We start from the raw sequence: 19028 nt of genomic DNA, 5'->3' as shown, positions 1-19028 counted from the left end.
CGGCCTCCACAGTTCTATACATTTTCGGCCCCGAAGGTGACTCTTGAATTCATTTTCCGATGGAATGCACCACAAGTCCATCTTTTCCACACCGTTGATCACCGCATACGGCCGAAGGCGAACTCGGTATCGCGGCGAAGTCCACGACCTGAACACGCTGCCGCCACAAGAGGTGGCCATTGCGGCGACATTGCACGATATCCGGACCGGCCCACAGGGTTCCAGCGTCGGGGCGTTCTTCGACTTCGACGGCACCCTCCTGCAGGGATTTCGTCGAAGCCTTTCCGGTCCGTTGACGCCGTTGCGAGCCGTGAGATCTCGAACTCTGATCTGGTCACTGCTGGCCGGACTTTCAGGCCGGAAGACCACCGCACACCTCGACCGCATCCACCGACTGATATCTCAGGTATGGCGTGGCCGCACGGAGGAAGATTTCAAGGACATCGAGGATCGGCTGTTCTCCCGTTTCATTGCCGGGCACCTGTATCCGGAAGTCTGCCAGTTGATTCGGGCACACGATGCTGCCGGCCACACACTCGTGATCGCGACGGCGGCGGTGCCCTTTCAGGTTCGTTCCACGGCTAGGGAACTCGGCATCGATCGTATTCTGTGCACCGAAACGGCTGTCTCCGAGGGGATACTGACCGGCGGTGTCGACGGCGAAATCTTGTGGGGCCAGCGCAAGGCGGACGCTGTGTCGGGGTTCGCGACCGCCAATGGCGTAGAACTCGCACGCAGCTACAGCTACTCCAACGGGGCGTCGGATATCCCGCTGCTGTCGCTCGTCGGCAATTCGATCGCGGTGAATCCCGGCCGCCGACTGTCCGCCGTCGCGGACCGTCGAGGCTGGCGAGTACTGCGATTGCGTCCACGCTGTACCGCAGGCCCCCACCGAATAGTGCGAACCATCCTCGGGCTTCTTGCCGTCCTTGCCGCGGCGGCTGCGGCGGCGGTCTGCTCACTCGGTCGTGACCGACAGTCGGCGATCGACAGAATGTATGTATGGGTTTCAACCGCTGCGCTTCGCTGTGCTGGAGTGCGGGTGCGGATAACCGGTTCCGAGCACATCCGTGCCCATCGGCCAGCGGTCTTCATCTTCAACCATCAAAGCCAGATCGACGCTTTGATCGTCCCCTATGTGCTCCGAACCGCGTTCACCGGGGTCGTCGCAATGAAGGCTCGCCGCTACCCGATATTCGGTTCCCTGCTGCGATTCGTCGGAGTCATCTTTGTCGACCGGTCCGCACCCGACCGCGCCAAGCGGACACTGGAACCCCTTGTCACTGACCTACAGTCCGGGAGATCGGTCGCGATAGCGCCCGAAGGCCGCGTATCACCCACCCCGCACCTGCTGCCCTTCAAGAAAGGAGCGTTTCACCTCGCAGCTCGAACAGGTGCTCCGATCATCCCGATCGTCATCCGGAACGCCGGTGAAATCCTCTGGCGGAGTTCGGTGTTGGTCCATCCCGGAACTATCGACGTAGCGGTACTCGAACCAATCGACATCAGCTCATGGAACCCGGACGCTTACAACCAGAACATCGAAGAGATCCGAAACCTGTACCACGAGACACTCATGCACTGGCGAACGAGCAAGGATAGCGAGTACTCACAAGCGCACGGAAAACCGTGAGGCACGGAGAAATTACGGTAGCAGTGGCCTGTTTCCAGCCTTTGATGGCGGGTGGTGACAACCCAACGGGTGCCGAACACCGAGGCGAACATTGAAGAACGTCGATGTCCCAGACGAAAGCAGTGGGTGAATCCCGTACGCGTGCGCAGCGGTGAACCGCCGAAGCCTCGAACCGGCCGATTGGGTCCGACCGAATCGCTGCTACAGGACTGTCAGTTGTGGGAAGGCGAGCATGTCGTCGAAGATGTTGAACGCCAGCGGGTCCACAGTCACGGTGCCGGCATCTCCCGCGAAGTATTCGGTCATCTCGTTCTGCAGTGCGTGTACTTCCTCGTGTTCGGACGGCAAGGGCTTAACCAGCCGGTAGCCCATTGTCGAATGGAAGCGGTAAGTGCCGAACCCTGTGCGGCTGAGCCCGAGTAGCTCAGTGACCTGGTCGCGGAACCGGTTGAGTGCATCGGCGGTGGCGAAGTCGATCGGTGCCAGGGCCACGATGAATCCCGTGGCCATATCGCGCAGCCCGTCGGCTCGCATCGTCACGGTGCGCGGCACGTCCAGCCGCGCGGACTCGAGGCGTCGCAGAAACGGGATGTTCGTGTCCACGGTCGACGTCGCGTGTGCCATCCAAGTCGGCCAGTCGGCCGTGCCCAGCTGGTCCTGGTTGACGCCATCGAGCACTGTCATGTGGAAGCTGTTGTACGGGGTCAGGACGTAATGCCGAGAAAATGCGCTGGCCCGCAACCGATCCTGGGCCTTGATCTGAGCGTGGAGGAACGCCGAGTTTCGCGGAATCGGAGATACGAAGGTGTTGCCGGTAAACCGTTGAGCGTTGCCGTGGATGTCCCATTTCTGGCCGGGACCGGCGGCCAATGGTTCGTGTCCGTCGATCGGTAACGGCGTAGCAGGCAACGTAGGGACGACCTCTGAGCCGACTCCATGCGCGCGGCAGCCCGCGACCACGGAAGCCATCGTGAACACACCAGCCGCGCTCAGGACCGCCCGACGTTTCATGTAATCGCCCCTGATTATCTGCTCGAGCCGAACTCGACCTACCGCTGACCGGTCCGCCCTGATGGGCTGGATTCAACCAGCCGCGACAGTTTCATCCGACAGACCGAGAACATGCGGGCCGACTATGTTGCGAAGTTGCTCATCGGTCCGGGAATGGATCCACGACGTCGCGATATCGTAGCCACAGTCGAAGAGTTGTCCAGGCTGCCGTGCTGTGGCCTGGAGTGCGGACCCGTACGGCTGGTGGGCGAAAATGGTCGACTCGCGCAGGGACCTGTCATGAAACGGGCGCGGGCGATTGGGAATCGGACGCAGGGACGGGTGGAGGAGCGGAAAGATCAATCCACCCCGGCTGTTGTATGGTCGCGGTCCGTAGAGATCCAGAACCAAGGCTGGATGCGGGGAGAAGACCTCGTGCGGGACGCGGTACTGGCAACCGCCGTCGAAGACGTCCTCGAGCCCCGCGGCAGCGGGCAGAGCTCCCGGGATGCGGGTCGCCGCGACCAGCGCGTCGGCAACCGGCAGGTCGGTCAGGCCCAGCTTGGGTAGGTCGCGCGGCAGCAGCAGCGTGCCGTGTTTTGCCGAGTAGACGGGAATGATCAACGACGATGCCGTCTCATACGGGCGCGGTCCGGGCGGCTGCGACGTGAAAGCGAAGTCGGCGAATGTGCGGTCGCCGACGACGGCATAGGCGAGTTCGCGAACTCGCGCCTCGGGGTACAGCGCACGCCGTGTCAGCAGTGCACGAAAGCTTTTCCTGCCCAGCACGTTCTCTTCCGGGTGATCGACCGCGATCTGCCGTACCTGGTCGCGAGTCATACCCAGAGCCACTGCCGCACCGCCGATCGCACCTCCGCTCACACCTACGACAACCGGCTGTAACGGGGCGGTCGCCAGCTGTTGCCGGCTGCTCCGCGCTCGCCGGGCAGAGAGCGCGTCCACCGCACCGATGTTCATCCCTGCCATCAAGCTGAGGCTGCGACCGGCCACTCCGGCGACAATACGCACCACCGGACCTTGTCGAGTCAATGATTTTCCTTCCGCTGTTCGATCAATGCGTGCCCACGACCGACTTGATCCATTGCCACCCGAACCGCTCCTGTGCCGCCTTCCGCTGTGATGAACGGGCCGCTGCCAGAGCGGTTCGAAGACCACGCCGTTCGCCGGTGATCAGGTCGGACCCGTGCCAGTCGGACGCATCCCGGGTCGAAGGGAGCGAGACCGTGAGGAATTTTCGTTCCGAGCTGGTCTCCGGTGCGTCATCGGAGGTGCGACGCAGGAACCGGTCCGGCAGTGCGAGCTTGCAGATGGTGCGGGAGGTCAACCAGAACTGTTTGGGCAGCGAGCCGGTCGTATAGGGAATGTCGCACTTGTCGCACAGTCCGCGAACACGCTCGGCGATCTCGGCGTAGCGGTTGCTGGGCAGGTCGGGGAACAAGTGATGCTCGATTTGATAGCAGAGGTTTCCGCTCATGAACGCCAGCACTGGCCCGGCCTTGAAATTCGCGGTCCCGAGCAGCTGCCGTAGATACCACTGACCGCGAGTCTCGCCCGCGAGCTCTCCGGGCGTGAATTTCTCGGCTCCGTCGGGGAAGTGACCGCACATGATCACCACAAAGGACCACAGATTTCGGACCAGAAGCGCCGCCGCGTTGGCCGAGAGCGTGCGCCGGAAACGCCTGCCCGTCAGGGCGGGAAAGATCAGTAGATCTTTACCGATCTGGCGTCCGAACTTTCGCGCCAGCTCCCTGGTCGGTGTCGACAGCAGATGTCGGTCCGGTGTGCCGGAGCCCCTTCGCGTGACCGCCCAGTCGTGCACGGCGATCGCCCATTCGAAGAATGCTGCGATACCCACAGCCATCGCAGGTTGGACAAGATGAACCGGGCGCCATGGTTCGTCGCGGGTCATTCGCAGGACAGCGAAACCCAGATCGTCATCCATGCCGTACACATTGGTGTACGTGTGATGGATGTGGTTGTGTGTCTTCTTCCATTGCGACGAAGGGCTGGCGAAATCCCACTCCCATGAGCTGGAGTGGATCTCGGGATCGTTCATCCAGTCCCACTGACCATGGCTGATATTGTGCCCGAGCTCCATCATCTCGATAATCTTGGCAACGGCCAGTATCGCCGTGCCCGCCAACCACGCAGGTCTGCGCTCGCTCGCGAAAAGCATTGAACGTGCGGCCACTTCGAGGATCCGCTGCGCCCTGATGACACGCGTTACGTAGGCGGCGTCCCGCACCCCGAGTGATCGTTCGACGTCTCGACGAACCGTGTCGAGCTCGGCGGCAAAAGTTTCGATATCCGACTCGGAAAGATGAGCGAATGACTTGATATCGTTTATCGCCACGAGCGCCCTTGTTCAATTCTCTTACAAAGCATTTGAATACACATAACTTGATCCAGGATCGACCACTCATAGGCACCGAGCAAGTCGGCCGACGATCTTTTACACTCACTTGAGAAGCATCTCCGCGGAAATCCGCGAGGACTCTTGTGACCGAGTCCAGAGTGGCGGATCGAATCCGGCGAATCGAGTTACGGTCGGACGCCGCGGGCCCCGACCGAGCAGCCGGGCCGGAGCCGACGGGTCCTTCTCCGACCTCGGCGGCCACTTCCTGTTCGCCGTGCAAACGACGAGGTAGCCGAGCACGCCCGCACGCCATCACGAAGTCCGTCGACGTCCCGGTCTGCCTGCTCGGCCGCCGCTGCATACCGTGCGGCTACACCTTTCCGGCGCATTCGGCCCGCGTGGACTGCTTGCGTTCCCAACCCGACAGCAGCCCGGCATGAACTCACGCACCCGAGCCCGTCGCTCGGAGCGCGTGAAGTTTCAGTCCTACTTGCCGCAGGTCTTCGTGATGTGGTCCCCGATGTTCTTCGAGGATTTGGCCATCTTGTCCGTGTTGTCCTGAGCGGAGGTCTGCTTCTTCTGCATCTGCTCCAGGGAGGATGTCGGATCGGAGGGGTCGATATCGAAGTTCAGCGCATCGAGGACGGCCTCGTGAGCATCGGCGAAAGTCTCCCAATCCGCTGCGATGTCAGCGGGGGCGATTCCGGCAATCTCCCGCGCTTTGATGACAAGCTCATCCGAGCCCTGCTGCGCGGTGAGGTCGCCCAGATCCTTGACCGCGGCGCAATATGCGGAGGTATCCGAACCCGCGCTCTCGGACGAGGCCGCATTATCACTTCCGGACGACGGCGAGTCCTGGCCGCATCCGGACAGCGCTCCGATACAAATGACAAGGGCGGCGAGGATGGTGACAGTATGACGCATGAATGCGAACCCTTCCGATTACCTGTCGTGTTTCTTCATCACGGCGTCGTACGCCTGCGCGACTGTCGCGCCGGCGCCGAGTTTGTTGCATTCACCGTCCACCAGCGCCGCTGCGGTGTTGAACCGACCGTCGAATTTGCTACCGGGCCGCACCAGGTGCTGTTGCAACAGCGCCGCCTGCTCCGGGCGCTTCATCTTCAACCACACCGAGCACTTGGTGTTCGCGTCACCGGATGCCGACGTGTCACTCGGCGAGGAGGGGTCAGTGGACGACGACCTGTCGGAGGACGAGTTGCCCCGGTTCAATTCATCCACGAGCTTGGCGACCCGCACCGTATCGCCCGCGTTCCTCTTCCTGGCCACCTTGCAGCCAGCGTCGACTTTGCGCACAACCGTGGTGGGCTTCGACCCGTATTTGTGCCCTGGCCGCGCCTCCAGAAGATCCTTGATGGTCGACACCCGGTCACTCAGCTTTTGGCTCGAATACTCCGCGCAGCTGATGCTCTCCACATCAGACGGCGCCGCCGTAGCCGGCGCCGCGCATACGAGCATCGACAGCACGCCCCCCGCAAGCATGGCGGCCGAGATCGTACGTTTCATTTGAGAATTCCTTCCGTTGAGAATTTGCAAGAGCCCATGAATCGCGGCCCTTTTCCGTCTTCCTCCCTGAGACGGCCCTGGCAGGTTAACCAGAAAAAGACCGAGTGGCACCCTGGGATCACGTAATTTACAGTCACTTGAGATATCGTCGCGAGCCCGAGAGAGCCAACGCCTTTCCCACCGGGGCCACTTCGGTCCAGTCGCGATTCAGCACATATCAAGGGAGTGTCAATTCAGCACCGACCGCTGGGCACCATAGAAATCAAACCTCTACCATGAAGACGGCCGGGATCGAAGCCGGAGCGTGGTTTATTGCACTGACAAAACAGTGTCGGGAAAGCGGCAGAGGAAACGAACGATACTAGTTTCAGGTGTCCTGGTGGATGGACGAGACGATCCGTTGCAGTGACAAACGGTTCGGCTCCGGGTAGGGGCGAGTCGGCCAATCCGGTGACTTCCACACCGCCATAGGTCTGCAGCACCGTGCCTTAGTCGGACATCGTGGGATTGGTATCGATCTTATGCGCAGTAAACACCCGGTTGCACGGCGCCTCGGGGACTGCAGCATCGCCGTCGAGTACCACATCATAAAAACCGATGGAGACTCTCGGACCGGGCATGTTATTTTCAGTCCCGGCGATCCGGATTACGCCTTTTGGGATTCACAGATCACCCAGTTCGGGAACGCGTTGCCTCGGCCTCTCAGAACCGGCCGTGCCCGATTTCCAGGCACCGGCTCGAGTAAGCCCTGAAGGCGCACAAAGCAGTCAGAAGTGCTGGGCCCGTTGCTATTACTGGTCATCCGGCGCCAGCAGTGTGCATGCACGAGATGCAGCGCGGCGCGTTTGTCCGGCGTGCCTATCCCCGCTGTGGCGGTGATCGCGGGTGTGCGGATTGCTTTGGTGGGTGGCCACGAGCCATTGTTGCCACTCTTGTGGAGCTCAAAAGGTTGCAAATACGTTCTCCCGACCTTGCTGCGGCAGATGCGGACACGCCATAATCCACCTGCCTGGCGGAGAAACCGCTGATCGACGGCAAAAATCAATCCCGAATCGAGGCCGGCATTCTGATGCGTAGTCGACTCATTGCTGCGGTCTTGGCATTGCTCAGCACCGCCGGCCTCGCGAGCGGGTGCTCATCGGGCCCGAAGTCATCACCTACTGGGGCGCCAAACGTCCGCGCAGTCATCCAGACAGGCAAGCCAGAGGCCATGTACGCAGACGGCATTGCCGTGCCCAGCGGAGCGACTATCTACAGGACAGCCGGAACGGGCCCGAAAGACCTGTACACGATCGCATCAGAGGGCACGCCAGAGCGCTACATCGACACCGATCTACTGACCGACGGTCGCCTTCCACAGGGCGTAACGATCACCGAAGCGCAGGCCATCAGCGCCTTGAAACAGATCCGAGCCAACCTGCAATCCCAGGGTCTCGGACTCACGGATGTGATTGCGATGCACGCATTCTTAGCGAATCCGCCGGGCTCGGACAAAGCCGACTTCGCGGGCTGGAACCGCGCCTACCGCCAATTCTTTGCCAATACCGACCTCGATACCGGCGCTACATCTATGGTGCCGTTGGGTAGCGGCCGGCCTGCACCGCCGATCGAGCGCAATCCCGCGAGACCGACACGTACAACACTGGAAGTCGACTTGGTCGTTCCTGGCTGGCTGGTTGAAATTGAAGTCGAAGCAGTGGTACCTGCACACAGATAGTGGACGCGACGGGGCAAAGCCACTGATCTTCGCCGCCACCACACCCACGGTCGACGATGTGGTGCGCAGCCGATGCCAGACAATGTCGTTATCTAAATCCTTTGGAGACATGCCCAGTTCAGCCTGTATGGCGCGTTGCAGGCTGCGCCCGAGGTCCTCAGCCGGCGGCGGCCGACCAGCAAACGGTCCAGCTGGGCTTCACCAACGGCAACTGCAGCAAGACCGTCATCCAGGCGAAGGCGGGAACGCGTGTCATCCTCGATGTCGTGACTGCGCGGCGATTGCTTCGGATCGCGACGAAGAACACGGTCGGCTGATCCGGTGCGGCAGTTTCCCGTCGGTGACAGCGTCGCGAACAGTGGCAAAAGTGTCGGATCCGACACTTTTGCTCCCTTCGCGAGGCTCGTAGCGTCGATGCATGACAGCGCCTCAGCCCCTCCGGTCCCGCACGCCCACCTGGCGGCCACGTCTCGAGGCGACGCCCGAAATCCCGCACATGACCGGCCGTGAGATCTTGCAGGAAACGCTCGACGGACGGTTCCCGGAGGCATCGATCATGAGCACGCTCGGCGTCCGGCTGGTGCAGGTCGGCGACGGGACCGTGGTGTTCGAGGACGAGCCGGGCGATCACCTACTCGATCCGATGGGCGGCGTGCACGGTGGCTTCGTGACCGCCCCTGCTGGACTCGGCACTCGCCGCCGGCGGACGCTATGCCGAACGGCTGCGAAAGTTGGTCACGATGTGGCGCGTGCGGCTTTCATCCACCGCCACCGGCGGGTACCGCGACGGAAACCTCGGGCCGAGCCACCAACTCGAAGTCGCCGGGCGAACCGTCGAGGACCCCAATCTCGGCGAGCCTCCATCACGCCCGGACCTTCTATCCTGCGCAAAGGTGCGGCGGCTGGTCTGGTCCCGGTCAAGCCGCATCCAATCCTTCCCTTCGGGATTCACATGCCCTCTATCAATACGACAGGGCACGCACCACATCCGGCTGATGCGGCCGACATCGTGCGGTGCCGCGCCTTCTACCAGGACGTGCTTGGCTTCCAGGTTGCGGCGGAGCCGCCCGGCAGCCCGGACAATCCACCGGTGCGCAGCGATCCACACCATCACGTGCACGCAATATTTGCATCATCCGCATAGTATGCAACTAGAATTGCATCAATCCCGCTCCCCAACACCACGAACGAGCATGCACATCACGATCCTTCAAGTAGCCGCACTGACGGTCATCGCCGTGGAGGTGCTCTTCATCCTGGCAGCCCTGTGCTGGCCGCAGCGGGGCGGCTCGGCTCGCCGACGGCCTACGACTTCAGCTCGCCTTCGTCGGCGAGAACACGATGTCCAGCGCAGACAGGGCGTCCGGCACAGCCGTCGCGGCGCCCTAGAGCCGCACGACGACCGCTCACGCAAGCAACAGGACCACGTGGACGGGACCGATCTCTGCCTCCCAGCACCGTCCCACGTAACCCGCTGAGTCAATGGACACGCGCGATTGGTGTGGCAGCTGATGCGCACCAGGACCTCGGCGGTGTAATCGGCCATCGCCTGGAACAGCACCGCACTGTCAGCTAGTGCTGATCAGACCTCTGACCTCCACAGTGTGCCGCTGGCGGCCGAACCCGCGGGTTATGAGCACCTCGGCGTGGACGGCCTATTGATGTACACCGACCGTGGCCGCGAACCCGGCCACACTTTGAAGAGCAGGAAAGCGGTGGATCTGTGGTGGTCCGGGAAACATCATCACCACAGCAACAACATCCAGATCGTCACCGCCCCAGACGGATAGCCACTGCGAACCTCGGAAATGCGGCCGGGCCCCGAGCACGACGTCACCGCGCTGCGCACCCACCCGGGCATGCTGCCAGCGTTCACCGCCTGGATCGATGAGAACCCGCCGGCACTCGGCGATCTGGGCTTACGCGGGCCGTGGTGTGCTCGCCGATGAGCAGAAGGCGGCGAACACCGTCCTATCACCGGGCCATCGGCAACCGAATGGCCACATGTAATCCATGCGGAATCGCCGCCGTAACCGTGAGCCGCCCCTGGTACCGTTGCGCCAGCGCCGCCGCGATAGGCAGACCGAGTCCGGAACCACCCGGAAGCGCCGACCTACCACGAAAGAACCGAGTGGCTAGTTTGTCGATTTCGTCTTCCGCGACACCGACCCCGTTGTCGAACACCGATATGGTCGCCCACTCGGGCTCCGCCCATCCCGACACCCACGTCCGGGCGCCCTCGCCGGCATAACGGCACGAATTACTCAGCACCACATCGAGAATTTGCACCATCGCGTCCTCGGGCGCCGCCACCACGACAGACTTCGGCAGCGTGTTCGCGGACAGGCTCATGCCGGCCCGCTCATAGGCCGCCTCCCATGCCTCCACCTGCTCCACGAGGATCTTCCCCAGATTGCAGCGACTCGGCCAATCCACCTCGGCATGGACCGGATTGAAACCATCAGGCGTCTCCGCCACTGCGAGCCGCAGCAGGCCGTCGAGTATCGCGGCGAGCCGGTCGACCTGGGAACTGGCCCGCCGGAACGACTTCTCGGCCTTCGCCGGAATCACCGCATGCAGCGCCTCCAATCGAATGGAAAGCGCCGCCAATGGATTCCGGATCGCATGCGCGGTATCGGCGACCAGCTGACGCTGCGACTCCACGGAATCGGACACCGTCTGCGCCATCGTGTCGAACGACTCCGCCAGATCGCGTATCTCCGGCGGCCCGCCATACCGCTGCGTCATCGATGTGGGCGGGGTGGGCACATCCGACCTCGGCAGAGTTTCGGTCAGCGCCCCGACCGCCCGCGACAACCTCCCCAGTGGGCGCAGAATCCAACGGCTCAGCACCAGCGCCAGACCAGTGCACAGCGCCAGCGACGTCCAGGCGGCGACCGCGATCAACGACCACCGGTCGGCGATATCCTGTTGCGCGCGCCGCGCCGACGCCTCGACCAGCACCGCACCCTCGAGGTCCATGCCGACCCCGATCGGGCGGGCGATCAGCATCGTCTCCGGATCCCAGGTCAGCAGGCGCTGCGGCGGCCGTGTCGAATACCGATTGCTGCGAGCCTCGGCCAGTATGCCGACCATCTCCGGATCATCGGCGTCCACTCCGGTGTTGGCGTACACGACACCGCCGGCGTCGACCACAAGCACGCGCTCACCGTATAGGCGGAGGTAGCGCTGCAGCTCGGCATCGAGATACTGCCGGTCACCGGTCGCCATAGCATGGCTGGCGAGCTTAGCGAACCATTCGGCGTCCACGTAGCGGCTGAACCACAGTTGCTGAGTACGTGATGTGGATACGGCGGCTCCCAACGGCACCGCGAATCCGAAGACCGCCAGGCCCGCGAATATCAGGAGGATCACCAGCAACCGTCGTCGCAAAATTCACCCCACACTCATTGTGCCAACCGATACCCGAAACCCCGGAGCGTCTTGATCAGGTCCGGTCGGCCGAGTTTGGCACGCAAAGTCGAAATATGCACATCCAGCGTGCGAGACACCGCCATGCGCGCATCGCCCCAAATCCGGTCCATCAACAGTTCCCGCCTCACAGCGGAACCCAGCCGTTCCACGAGCGCACGCACGATATCGAACTCCTTCTGAGCCAGCTCGACCGGTACGCCGGCGACCTCGACCTGCCGCGCCGCGAGATCCACCCGCACATCCCCGGTGACGATCACGGTGGGCTCAGGGCCGGACGACGTGATCGCCGAGTCACCTCTTCCAGTCGGGCCACCAGCTCGGCCATCCGCACCTCGAATCCACCGCCGAGTCGGTGCGAAGTCGGAGCGCCTAACCTCTGACCGGCCTCTAGAGGCACGTCTTCGACCATGGCTCTTGAATATTTCCCGGCGGCTGATGTCGCAACGAGATCGCCAATACTTTACAGCCGCTTGAGATCTCCAACTCATCGCGATTCGACCGATCGAACTATTCCACCGGGTAGGGGTTGCGCAGCGCGCGATGGGCATATCTGCGCGCAACCGGACCAATCCCGCAGTGGCTACGCGTCGAGGACGGTCGGTCGAGCGACGGCACCGACGTGACGGCGTGTCAGCCGGCGAGGCATAGTCGTGACCCCTTCGAATGCCGGAGCCAGTGACGTGCTGTTCTCGCAGCCAACTCTTTGGCATCCGTAGCCCGCCCTCCAACACCCTCAGGCCGTACCGGCAGGCACGGCCGGTAATCAGCGGCACCAGCCTCCTCGAACAGGCTCCGCACACACCGCGACGTGTGGAGCCTGTTCGACGTCTGTGATTCAGACCCGGCGCGCACTGTCGCGGCGGTAGCCACTTCGACTCCGAAACCTGGTGCGCTCCCGGGATTTTCCCTCAGCAATACTGGACTGCACAGCGAAAATCAACGAGTAGCCGCACTCGCCATCTCAAAGGAACGTAAAACCTGCAGCCGCGGGGTAACCGTTCCGCGATCGACATGATTGAATCACGATGGCGGAAACCGCGATCTGTCGTCGGCGAAGATAAGGACTTGCAGGACTTCGAATATGACTGGCCCACAACATCACAACCCCCACAGCCAACCCGGCGGATTGCCGCCGCAGCAACCCTACGGCGCGCAACCCCCGCCGCAGCCATACGGTGCTCCACAGCAGTACCCACCGCAGTACGGCGCGCCGCAGGCCTACGGGCAGCCACCGTACCCGCCGGCGCCCGGCGGGCACTACCCACCGCAGCCCGGCAAGAGCGGGGGTGCCGCAGTGCCCCTGATTCTCGGTGGCGGCTTCGTGCTCATGGTCGTCATCGGCATCGTTGCCTACTTCCTGTTCTCCGGTGGCGGCATCCCTGGCACATCCAACAGCCCACGTGAGGTGGCCGAGGCGTTCGTCAATGGCGGTGACAACAAGAAGGACCTGATCTGCAAGGCCGATCTGGCGAAGGCCGACGGCGCGCCGAAGCCGAGCTCCGCGCCGACCGGGGTGCCGAAGATCGACGCGAAATCCACACTGAAGAGTGTCGATGTGCCTGAAGGAAGTGACAAGGGCACCTTCACCGTCAGCGTCGCAGTGAAGGTCGGCGGGCGCACCAACACCCAGAACGTGACCTATGACCTCGTCAAGGAAGATGGCGAATGGAAGGTATGCGGCCTGCTCAAGGCACTGAACGCCGGTATCAGGTGATGGCCGGCCACCCTCTCACTTGTCCGCCGGTCGATTTCGAATTCGCGCGGTTCGGCATGCCGCGCCCACACCATCGCCAGATACTCGGCACCTTCGATTAATTCCGCAGTGACCTGGGTTCGCCAAATCTGACGGTTCAGTATGTCGATACGCTGACTATCCTCGCTACGACGATGATCGCCTCGAATTCATCGAGACGGTCGATTCCACGCGCCAGTCGAAGCCGACACGGGCATGACAAAGATGGTGGTGGAGAGGCTGTTTCCTCTCCACCACCATGCACTCGTCTGTAGTCGGTCCGCGTACAGCACCCAAAGCGGGCAGATTCAGCGTCCTAGAAAATCCACCGCCTCGGACAGCCGCTGCGCGAATACGTCGGGCTCATTTTCGGCCAGTTCGGTGTACAGCGACACGGAACGCTCCGCCAAGGCGAGAACTTCCCGCGGGTCGCGCTCGCGTAACAGCAGGGCTCTCACCGTGACCACGCGCATGCACAAGGCAAACACGCGACAGTCCGGGGTCGACAGGGCGAAGGCCGAGCTGCGGCGCAAGCCCGGCAGTACCGTCGGCGTCCCCGATGCCGACGATGACCGGCTCCGCGAGGTCAAGAGCAGCAGGGTCACGTCAACCAAGCCGAAATATCGATCCGCCGCCACAACGTGGTCATCAGTATCGTCCACCACCACGACGGCGTCGGCGAGGGCAAGTTCACCAAGCCATTGATGGAGCTGTCCACCATTGATGGAGCTGTCCCCCCTGGCGCTGTCGAAGTTATGAATCGCCCTCAACTGTCAAAGCCGAGATGAAGCACCGTGGCCGTTGACCGGCGGGCAAGCCTCGGCCGGTCCCGTCAGCGACCGGTGCACCGATATCGTGCGTCCGGCCGTTGCGTACGAGCTCGGGGATACGGGAGCAGGACAGCGTAACCTTTCCAGCGAGGTCCCTCACACCCCTCGATCTCAGGGGCAACCGGATTACTCTCCGCCGAATTCTCGGTCTGGCAATGGATCATCGCGCCGATCGTTCGGTTGGCTTCCAATCCACTGGAGGCTATCGAGGCAATGCTGTACCCGGCGGTGCTGCCGCCCTGGATCACGATCGAAGCCGCTGCCACACAACACCTTCCCCGTCGTGACCCTAAGTGATCGTCAAATCGTGAGTGTGGCTGATGACATTTCAGGAGTCCCGGTGTTGAGTCGAATGCCAGGCTGTTGCATGAGCAGGAGGGGCAGAGATCAGGCGCACAGCGAAGGAACCGCCCTGGCCGGAACAGGCTGACCAGACCCCGGAATCCGAGTGGCGGCAGCCCTTCCCGACGTCGGGACGCCGCAACCAGCACCGGACGCAACCACCATACTTCGCGACCGGGAAATGATCGTTCGCACCACCAGGAGATAATCCGTGTACCTCATGTCCGACTTCTCGCGTGTATCAGAGGCCGCCACTCGCGAACAAGTGATCGACCTCGTTCGATCCCTCGGCGAGGGAGAGAATTCGATAGCGATCCTCGGCCGCGAGGATCAGACCTACATTCAAACGGTGTACCTATCCGACCGCGACGTATTCGGGCTCGACTTCCGCAATGGTGAACCCCGCCGGCACTACACCGTGAACGTTCCGTCCAAGGCCACCGTTATGGATGCTTTCCTCAGCTACTTCGACGGGGACAATCGGTGGCGGACGATGGTCGAGTGGGAGCGCGATTCGCACTACGAGCAGATTCAAAGGCGGCCCGAGCAATTCGCGGACGACTCGAACGACGAGTTGCTGGCTGGACCCGGATTGCGGCTGGTCGTGTTCAGCACCGACGCGAGTCCGGGAAGCCAAGTTCTCCAGCGGCAGCTCGCGGACCTCGAACGCGAGACGGGCGACCGCGTCGACATCGAAGTCGTCGATATCGAGTTGGCGCCACGGATCGCCGCCGCCTGGGGCGTCTCAGCGTCCGACCTGCCGGTCCAGGTCATCTTCGACGACGGAATCCTCCAGCACGTGGTACTCGGCACGCGATCGGCCCGCAATCTGATATCCGAACTCTCCCCACCTGAGCGACCTCTGACAGCATGAACAACGGCTCTGCGTCCCGCGCGCTATCGGCGGAAGCGGCCCCGGTGTCCAGGTCGACGATCAGGGCAGCTGAATCAAAAGTAGCTCGATGTGCTCCGAGCGGTCTCGATCGAGTCCGCCAGTCCCCCAGTCCTGCCGAAGACCGCGTATACGCCGCACAGCGCAGCGGGCACGGGCACGGGCACGGGCACGGGCACGGGCACGGGCACGGGCACGGGCACGGGCACGGGCACGGGCACGATAAGACTCCCCGTTCACTGTGCCGGGGTGACGAGCGGTCCGCGACCGATATCGGTGACGTACAAGGGCAGATAGGGCGCGAGATAGTCCAGCAGAGCCTTCGCCTTTCCGCCCTGGGCAGCGGCGTATTCTTCCGGCGTCAGTCCAACGACCTGCAGGAACTGAAGACTGCCGTGCGGTGTTTCGACTACGCCGAGTTCCGGATCGATGGCGAAGGTCAGCGCACGGATGGTGCAGTGCGGGCGATCCGCGGCGATCGGTCCGTTCGCGTTGATGGTGTGACCGGGCTCGAACCACTTTTCGGTCTTGAAAACGTACCGAGCCAGATTCTGCAAAAGGCCGGCCGGCCAGACCGGCGGATCGGTGTCCTCGGTCCGACGAACCAGGCGAAAGGTGAATTCGAAGCCCCATCCGGAGACCTCCGTATTCGATGATTCCTTTTCATACAGCTCGGACATGCCATAGCTGACGTAATGCCAATGCGGTGTCGGGTCCGTACGCGCAAAAATGCTGATGCCGTCCAGCGGGTCCGAACCGCCGAGTGCAAAAGGATGTTTTGTCCCTAAATGAAAAGGGTCGATATCTCCGTAGATCCGTCTGAGGGCGCCGTCGATGGCCGCCCATCCCAATGCATCACTCACCAGACGAATTGTAATGGCGATCCACCTCTGCAATCGACCGGCGCACGCTCAAATCGAGGTAAAATCATCGGGCGAATATCCGTCACCACTCTGTCAGCGCGCCCAGTTCCGACAGCGGAACGGGTCGTCGGCTGGTAGCGGCTAGATTCTCCTGCGCCTCTCGGGTATTCAACGGTGGGTAGATCGAGATACCTTGATCGAGCCGAAGGTGCCGAGTCTCGTCCTCCCAGCCCTGCCAACGCAGCCCTTCATAGAAGGATGTCGATCCACCGGCCGCGATCCAGCTGAGCCAGGCACCGTAACCTTCCACATGAGGTTCCCACTCCAGGCTGTCGGGGGCGAAATAGCAGATATCGCCAGGTTCACCGGGCCGCCCCAACGCATCTGGGTCGGCCCCGTTGACCTCGAAACGCCCACCGATGGCATCGACACCTACCAACAGCGCGGGCGGATGACCGGCCGACAGATCGTTCAGATCGGCCAAGCTCACCATCCATCGCGCGGCGTTGCCGCCACCGAGGACGCGCAACCACCCGTGATCGACCAATATGCCACCGGTATTGAATGCCAACGCCCCCAACGCGGACCGCGTCGTCACTTGCAACGCTTGCAGGCATCGCGCACCGTCCAACGAATGGACCGGCAGTATTTCGATCGCCACTGGGGCGTCCGCGAACTCCTCACGAATATACGGCCACGCCGGATCATCGACATCGGTCAGCTCCGCGAACGTTCGCACCAGCCAATCATGCCAAGCATCCGCCCGCTCGTGAACTGAACTAATTGTAAAATCTGCGCCGGAGAGCGCCCTGCGCCACCGCCTACACAACTCTGATCACGGTGCGTCACATCGGATCGCCCACGAAATCGGACAGGAAGATACCCGAGGTCTCGATCTCATGCGCGGCCTAGGTGTCCAAATCCCACCTGATCGTCGCCGCGTGATCTCTCCACTCCAAGCCGAACTCCACAAGCAAGACTTGAATAAGTCGGTCCAAATCGATGCCATTCCGGTGTAACGCATCCCACACACCGCAACGCCCATGATCAGGGCCACACCAATTGTTGCTCGGACGCTGAACAGGATCGCCACAGCCGCGTCGAACAGCGTCATCGGCATTTCGTAACGGATGGTGCCGCCATGGAGCCGAGCATTGTGGTGAAATGCACGCTGCGATCGAGGTTCGGCACCGGACGGCCTCGTATGCGATGGACGCTCGGCTCACGTCGCGCGGGGCCAGATGTGTTCGGTCACCTCGGTGGAGATCGGCACGACACGGGGCAGGCGGGGTCCCGCGTACCAGCGGGCCTTCGCCTTTCGAAGGACGTTGTCTCCGTCGCGTTCCCAGGAGAAGTCCGGTTTGCGCAGCAGCTTGGCGAACAGTCGGCTGGCGTTGTGGGGGTAGGCGGCGGCGAGCCGGGCGAGAGGGACAGGTGGGAAGGCGTCGTTGTGCAGATACGTGACGACGGCATCGCGGTAGGGCGGTTCGTCGACCAGGTCGGGGTCGGCGAAGACCGCGCGCACTGTCGCGTAGTTGACATAGAAGCTCAGCCCGTCGACCTCATCGAAGATCAATGTGACGTCGTCGGAACCAGTGATCGCCTCGGACAAAGGCGGAAAGGCCTCCTCGTTCCAGGCGCGGCCGGCGTCCAGGCACGACTGACGGTAGGACACCGTCCAAGCGTCGTGCGCTTGTGAGCCGTGCACCATCACGGTGTCGCTACCGTGGTAGGCGATGAAATCGGCGCGTTGAGCGGCTTGCAGTTTCCAGCCCTCGGCGAGTTTGGCGGGGTTGCGGAACACCAAGTCGGGGTTCTCCCGCTGCAGTCGCGGCACCTTGGCGAGCTGCGCTTCTGCGGCTTCGGCGATGAAGGTCTGGGCACTTCCCATGAATATCCACTCGTCGGCCCAGGATGCGAGCCGTCCGATGATCAGCATCCCTGATGACAAGAGGGAAAGGGCGTCTTCGCCGCGGGCAGTGCGTATCGCATATGTCAGCTCATCGATGTGGTTGAACAGACGCAGCCCGTCGACGAGTACCTCCTTGATTTCGAAGAGGCCTTTGAAGTTGTTCCGCCAACCCAACAGCATCGTGCGGTCCGCATCCGACAAGTCGTCGCGCTCGACGACGAACTGCTCGACGACGAGGTAGCCGGTGTCGAGCCGATGATTGAGCAGGACGTTGTAGAACTCGTGCGCCACAATGTCGTCGTTGCTGTGGTTTTCGGGCGAGATGCGCGCGAGCACCGCTGCCGAGACGGCGGCGCGATACGGCTCGGTTGTGCCGAAATCGTGTAGTTCTCGAAGGAGTTCCGCTGCCCGGCCGAACGATTGGCTGTTCACTGTGTCCTCTCGATTGCCCACGATGACCTTCGCGGATATGATTCCGTAAACCATGCTGTTGGTCGATTCCATGAGTGCTCGCCATGGGACAGTCCGCGGATACGGGGATCGGTCACAGAAGGATTTCGAGGTGTAGTTATTGATGTACTTCTCTCCGGCCGCCTCGGCACCCCGGCACCCCGGCAACGAGCGCCACCGTCGCGATCCGCGCTGCATCGAGTTGCACCGGATACCCGGCGACAGCCCCGAACTCATCCTGACGAGATCTTCACGCCGACCTCGAGTGGCAAGTCCATGCCACCCGCGCCCGCAGTGGCGACGAGCTGGCCGATATCACCCGCCGGTCGCT

General features: G+C 62.4%; 16 protein-coding genes. 5 read left to right on the top strand and 11 right to left on the bottom strand.

Features of this window, described 5'->3' with window-relative positions; genetic code table 11:
* Positions 1–43 precede the first annotated feature (43 nt).
* A complete protein-coding gene (locus OH799_RS00725; protein ID WP_406274222.1) occupies positions 44–1633 on the top strand; it encodes an HAD-IB family hydrolase in 1590 nt (529 codons plus the stop codon).
* A 201-nt stretch (positions 1634–1834) separates the two neighbouring features.
* Here OH799_RS00725 and OH799_RS00720 read toward each other — a convergent pair whose 3' ends face one another.
* From OH799_RS00720 to OH799_RS00700, 5 genes are all read right to left on the bottom strand, one after another.
* Positions 1835–2644 carry a DUF1868 domain-containing protein gene (locus OH799_RS00720; RefSeq protein ID WP_406274219.1) on the bottom strand — a complete coding sequence of 270 codons (810 nt, stop codon included), beginning with the start codon at positions 2642–2644 and terminating at the stop codon, positions 1835–1837.
* A gap of 72 nt (positions 2645–2716) precedes the next feature.
* Positions 2717–3610 carry a patatin-like phospholipase family protein gene (locus tag OH799_RS00715; protein WP_406274217.1) on the bottom strand — a complete coding sequence of 298 codons (894 nt, stop codon included), beginning with the start codon at positions 3608–3610 and terminating at the stop codon, positions 2717–2719.
* Positions 3611–3695: 85 nt separating this feature from the next.
* Positions 3696–4997: a fatty acid desaturase family protein gene (locus tag OH799_RS00710; RefSeq protein ID WP_406274214.1), complete on the bottom strand. Its 1302-nt coding sequence runs from the start codon at positions 4995–4997 to the stop codon at positions 3696–3698.
* Positions 4998–5486: 489 nt separating this feature from the next.
* Entirely contained in the window at positions 5487–5924 is a 438-nt protein-coding gene (locus OH799_RS00705) for a hypothetical protein (protein ID WP_406274211.1), read from the bottom strand.
* A gap of 18 nt (positions 5925–5942) precedes the next feature.
* A complete protein-coding gene (locus OH799_RS00700) occupies positions 5943–6524 on the bottom strand; it encodes a hypothetical protein (protein WP_406274208.1) in 582 nt (193 codons plus the stop codon).
* Between the two features lie 1210 nt (positions 6525–7734).
* Here OH799_RS00700 and OH799_RS00695 point away from each other — a divergent pair.
* Together OH799_RS00695 and OH799_RS00690 are read left to right on the top strand one after the other, a co-directional pair.
* Positions 7735–8241, top strand: a complete 507-nt coding sequence (locus tag OH799_RS00695) for a Rid family hydrolase (RefSeq protein ID WP_406274205.1) — start codon at positions 7735–7737, stop codon at positions 8239–8241.
* Positions 8242–9845: 1604 nt separating this feature from the next.
* Positions 9846–10031: a hypothetical protein gene (locus OH799_RS00690; RefSeq protein WP_406274202.1), complete on the top strand. Its 186-nt coding sequence runs from the start codon at positions 9846–9848 to the stop codon at positions 10029–10031.
* Positions 10032–10215: 184 nt separating this feature from the next.
* On the opposite strand, the gene OH799_RS00685 is transcribed toward OH799_RS00690, so the two are convergent.
* Both OH799_RS00685 and OH799_RS00680 read right to left on the bottom strand, forming a co-directional pair.
* On the bottom strand, positions 10216–11616 hold the full coding sequence (locus tag OH799_RS00685) for a sensor histidine kinase (protein WP_406274199.1): 1401 nt from the start codon (positions 11614–11616) through the stop codon (positions 10216–10218).
* 32 nt (positions 11617–11648) lie between these two features.
* Complete coding sequence (locus tag OH799_RS00680) at positions 11649–11933, bottom strand: winged helix-turn-helix domain-containing protein (RefSeq protein WP_406274196.1); 285 nt, start codon at positions 11931–11933, stop codon at positions 11649–11651.
* Between the two features lie 824 nt (positions 11934–12757).
* Between OH799_RS00680 and OH799_RS00675 the strand changes: the two genes are divergently transcribed.
* Positions 12758–13390, top strand: a complete 633-nt coding sequence (locus OH799_RS00675; RefSeq protein ID WP_406274193.1) for a hypothetical protein — start codon at positions 12758–12760, stop codon at positions 13388–13390.
* A gap of 326 nt (positions 13391–13716) precedes the next feature.
* On the opposite strand, the gene OH799_RS00670 is transcribed toward OH799_RS00675, so the two are convergent.
* Complete coding sequence (locus OH799_RS00670) at positions 13717–14076, bottom strand: hypothetical protein (RefSeq protein WP_406274191.1); 360 nt, start codon at positions 14074–14076, stop codon at positions 13717–13719.
* Between the two features lie 715 nt (positions 14077–14791).
* Between OH799_RS00670 and OH799_RS00665 the strand changes: the two genes are divergently transcribed.
* Positions 14792–15454 carry a thioredoxin family protein gene (locus OH799_RS00665; RefSeq protein ID WP_406274188.1) on the top strand — a complete coding sequence of 221 codons (663 nt, stop codon included), beginning with the start codon at positions 14792–14794 and terminating at the stop codon, positions 15452–15454.
* Between the two features lie 254 nt (positions 15455–15708).
* Here OH799_RS00665 and OH799_RS00660 read toward each other — a convergent pair whose 3' ends face one another.
* From OH799_RS00660 to OH799_RS00650, 3 genes are all read right to left on the bottom strand, one after another.
* Positions 15709–16335: a suppressor of fused domain protein gene (locus OH799_RS00660; protein WP_406274185.1), complete on the bottom strand. Its 627-nt coding sequence runs from the start codon at positions 16333–16335 to the stop codon at positions 15709–15711.
* A gap of 82 nt (positions 16336–16417) precedes the next feature.
* Positions 16418–17074, bottom strand: coding sequence for a DUF2625 family protein (locus tag OH799_RS00655; RefSeq protein WP_406274182.1), 657 nt, complete (start codon positions 17072–17074; stop codon positions 16418–16420).
* Between the two features lie 483 nt (positions 17075–17557).
* Positions 17558–18733: a hypothetical protein gene (locus tag OH799_RS00650; RefSeq protein WP_406274179.1), complete on the bottom strand. Its 1176-nt coding sequence runs from the start codon at positions 18731–18733 to the stop codon at positions 17558–17560.
* Positions 18734–19028 lie beyond the last annotated feature (295 nt).

This window comes from Nocardia sp. NBC_00881, assembly GCF_045207455.1.
Classification (GTDB): Bacteria; Actinomycetota; Actinomycetes; order Mycobacteriales; family Mycobacteriaceae; genus Nocardia.
The sequence above is the reverse complement of the archived record's forward strand: the minus strand, read 5'-3'. Positions and strand labels throughout refer to the sequence as shown.

Bases quoted from the DNA above. Each gene is read 5' to 3' on its own strand.
- OH799_RS00675 (WP_406274193.1), top strand. From the start codon at position 12,758: ATGACTGGCCCACAACATCACAACCCCCACAGCCAACCCGGCGGATTG.
- OH799_RS00650 (WP_406274179.1), bottom strand. From the start codon at position 18,733: ATGGTTTACGGAATCATATCCGCGAAGGTCATCGTGGGCAATCGAGAG.
- OH799_RS00695 (WP_406274205.1), top strand. From the start codon at position 7,735: ATGTACGCAGACGGCATTGCCGTGCCCAGCGGAGCGACTATCTACAGG.
- OH799_RS00715 (WP_406274217.1), bottom strand. From the start codon at position 3,610: ATGGCAGGGATGAACATCGGTGCGGTGGACGCGCTCTCTGCCCGGCGA.
- OH799_RS00720 (WP_406274219.1), bottom strand. From the start codon at position 2,644: ATGAAACGTCGGGCGGTCCTGAGCGCGGCTGGTGTGTTCACGATGGCT.
- OH799_RS00705 (WP_406274211.1), bottom strand. From the start codon at position 5,924: ATGCGTCATACTGTCACCATCCTCGCCGCCCTTGTCATTTGTATCGGA.
- OH799_RS00700 (WP_406274208.1), bottom strand. From the start codon at position 6,524: ATGAAACGTACGATCTCGGCCGCCATGCTTGCGGGGGGCGTGCTGTCG.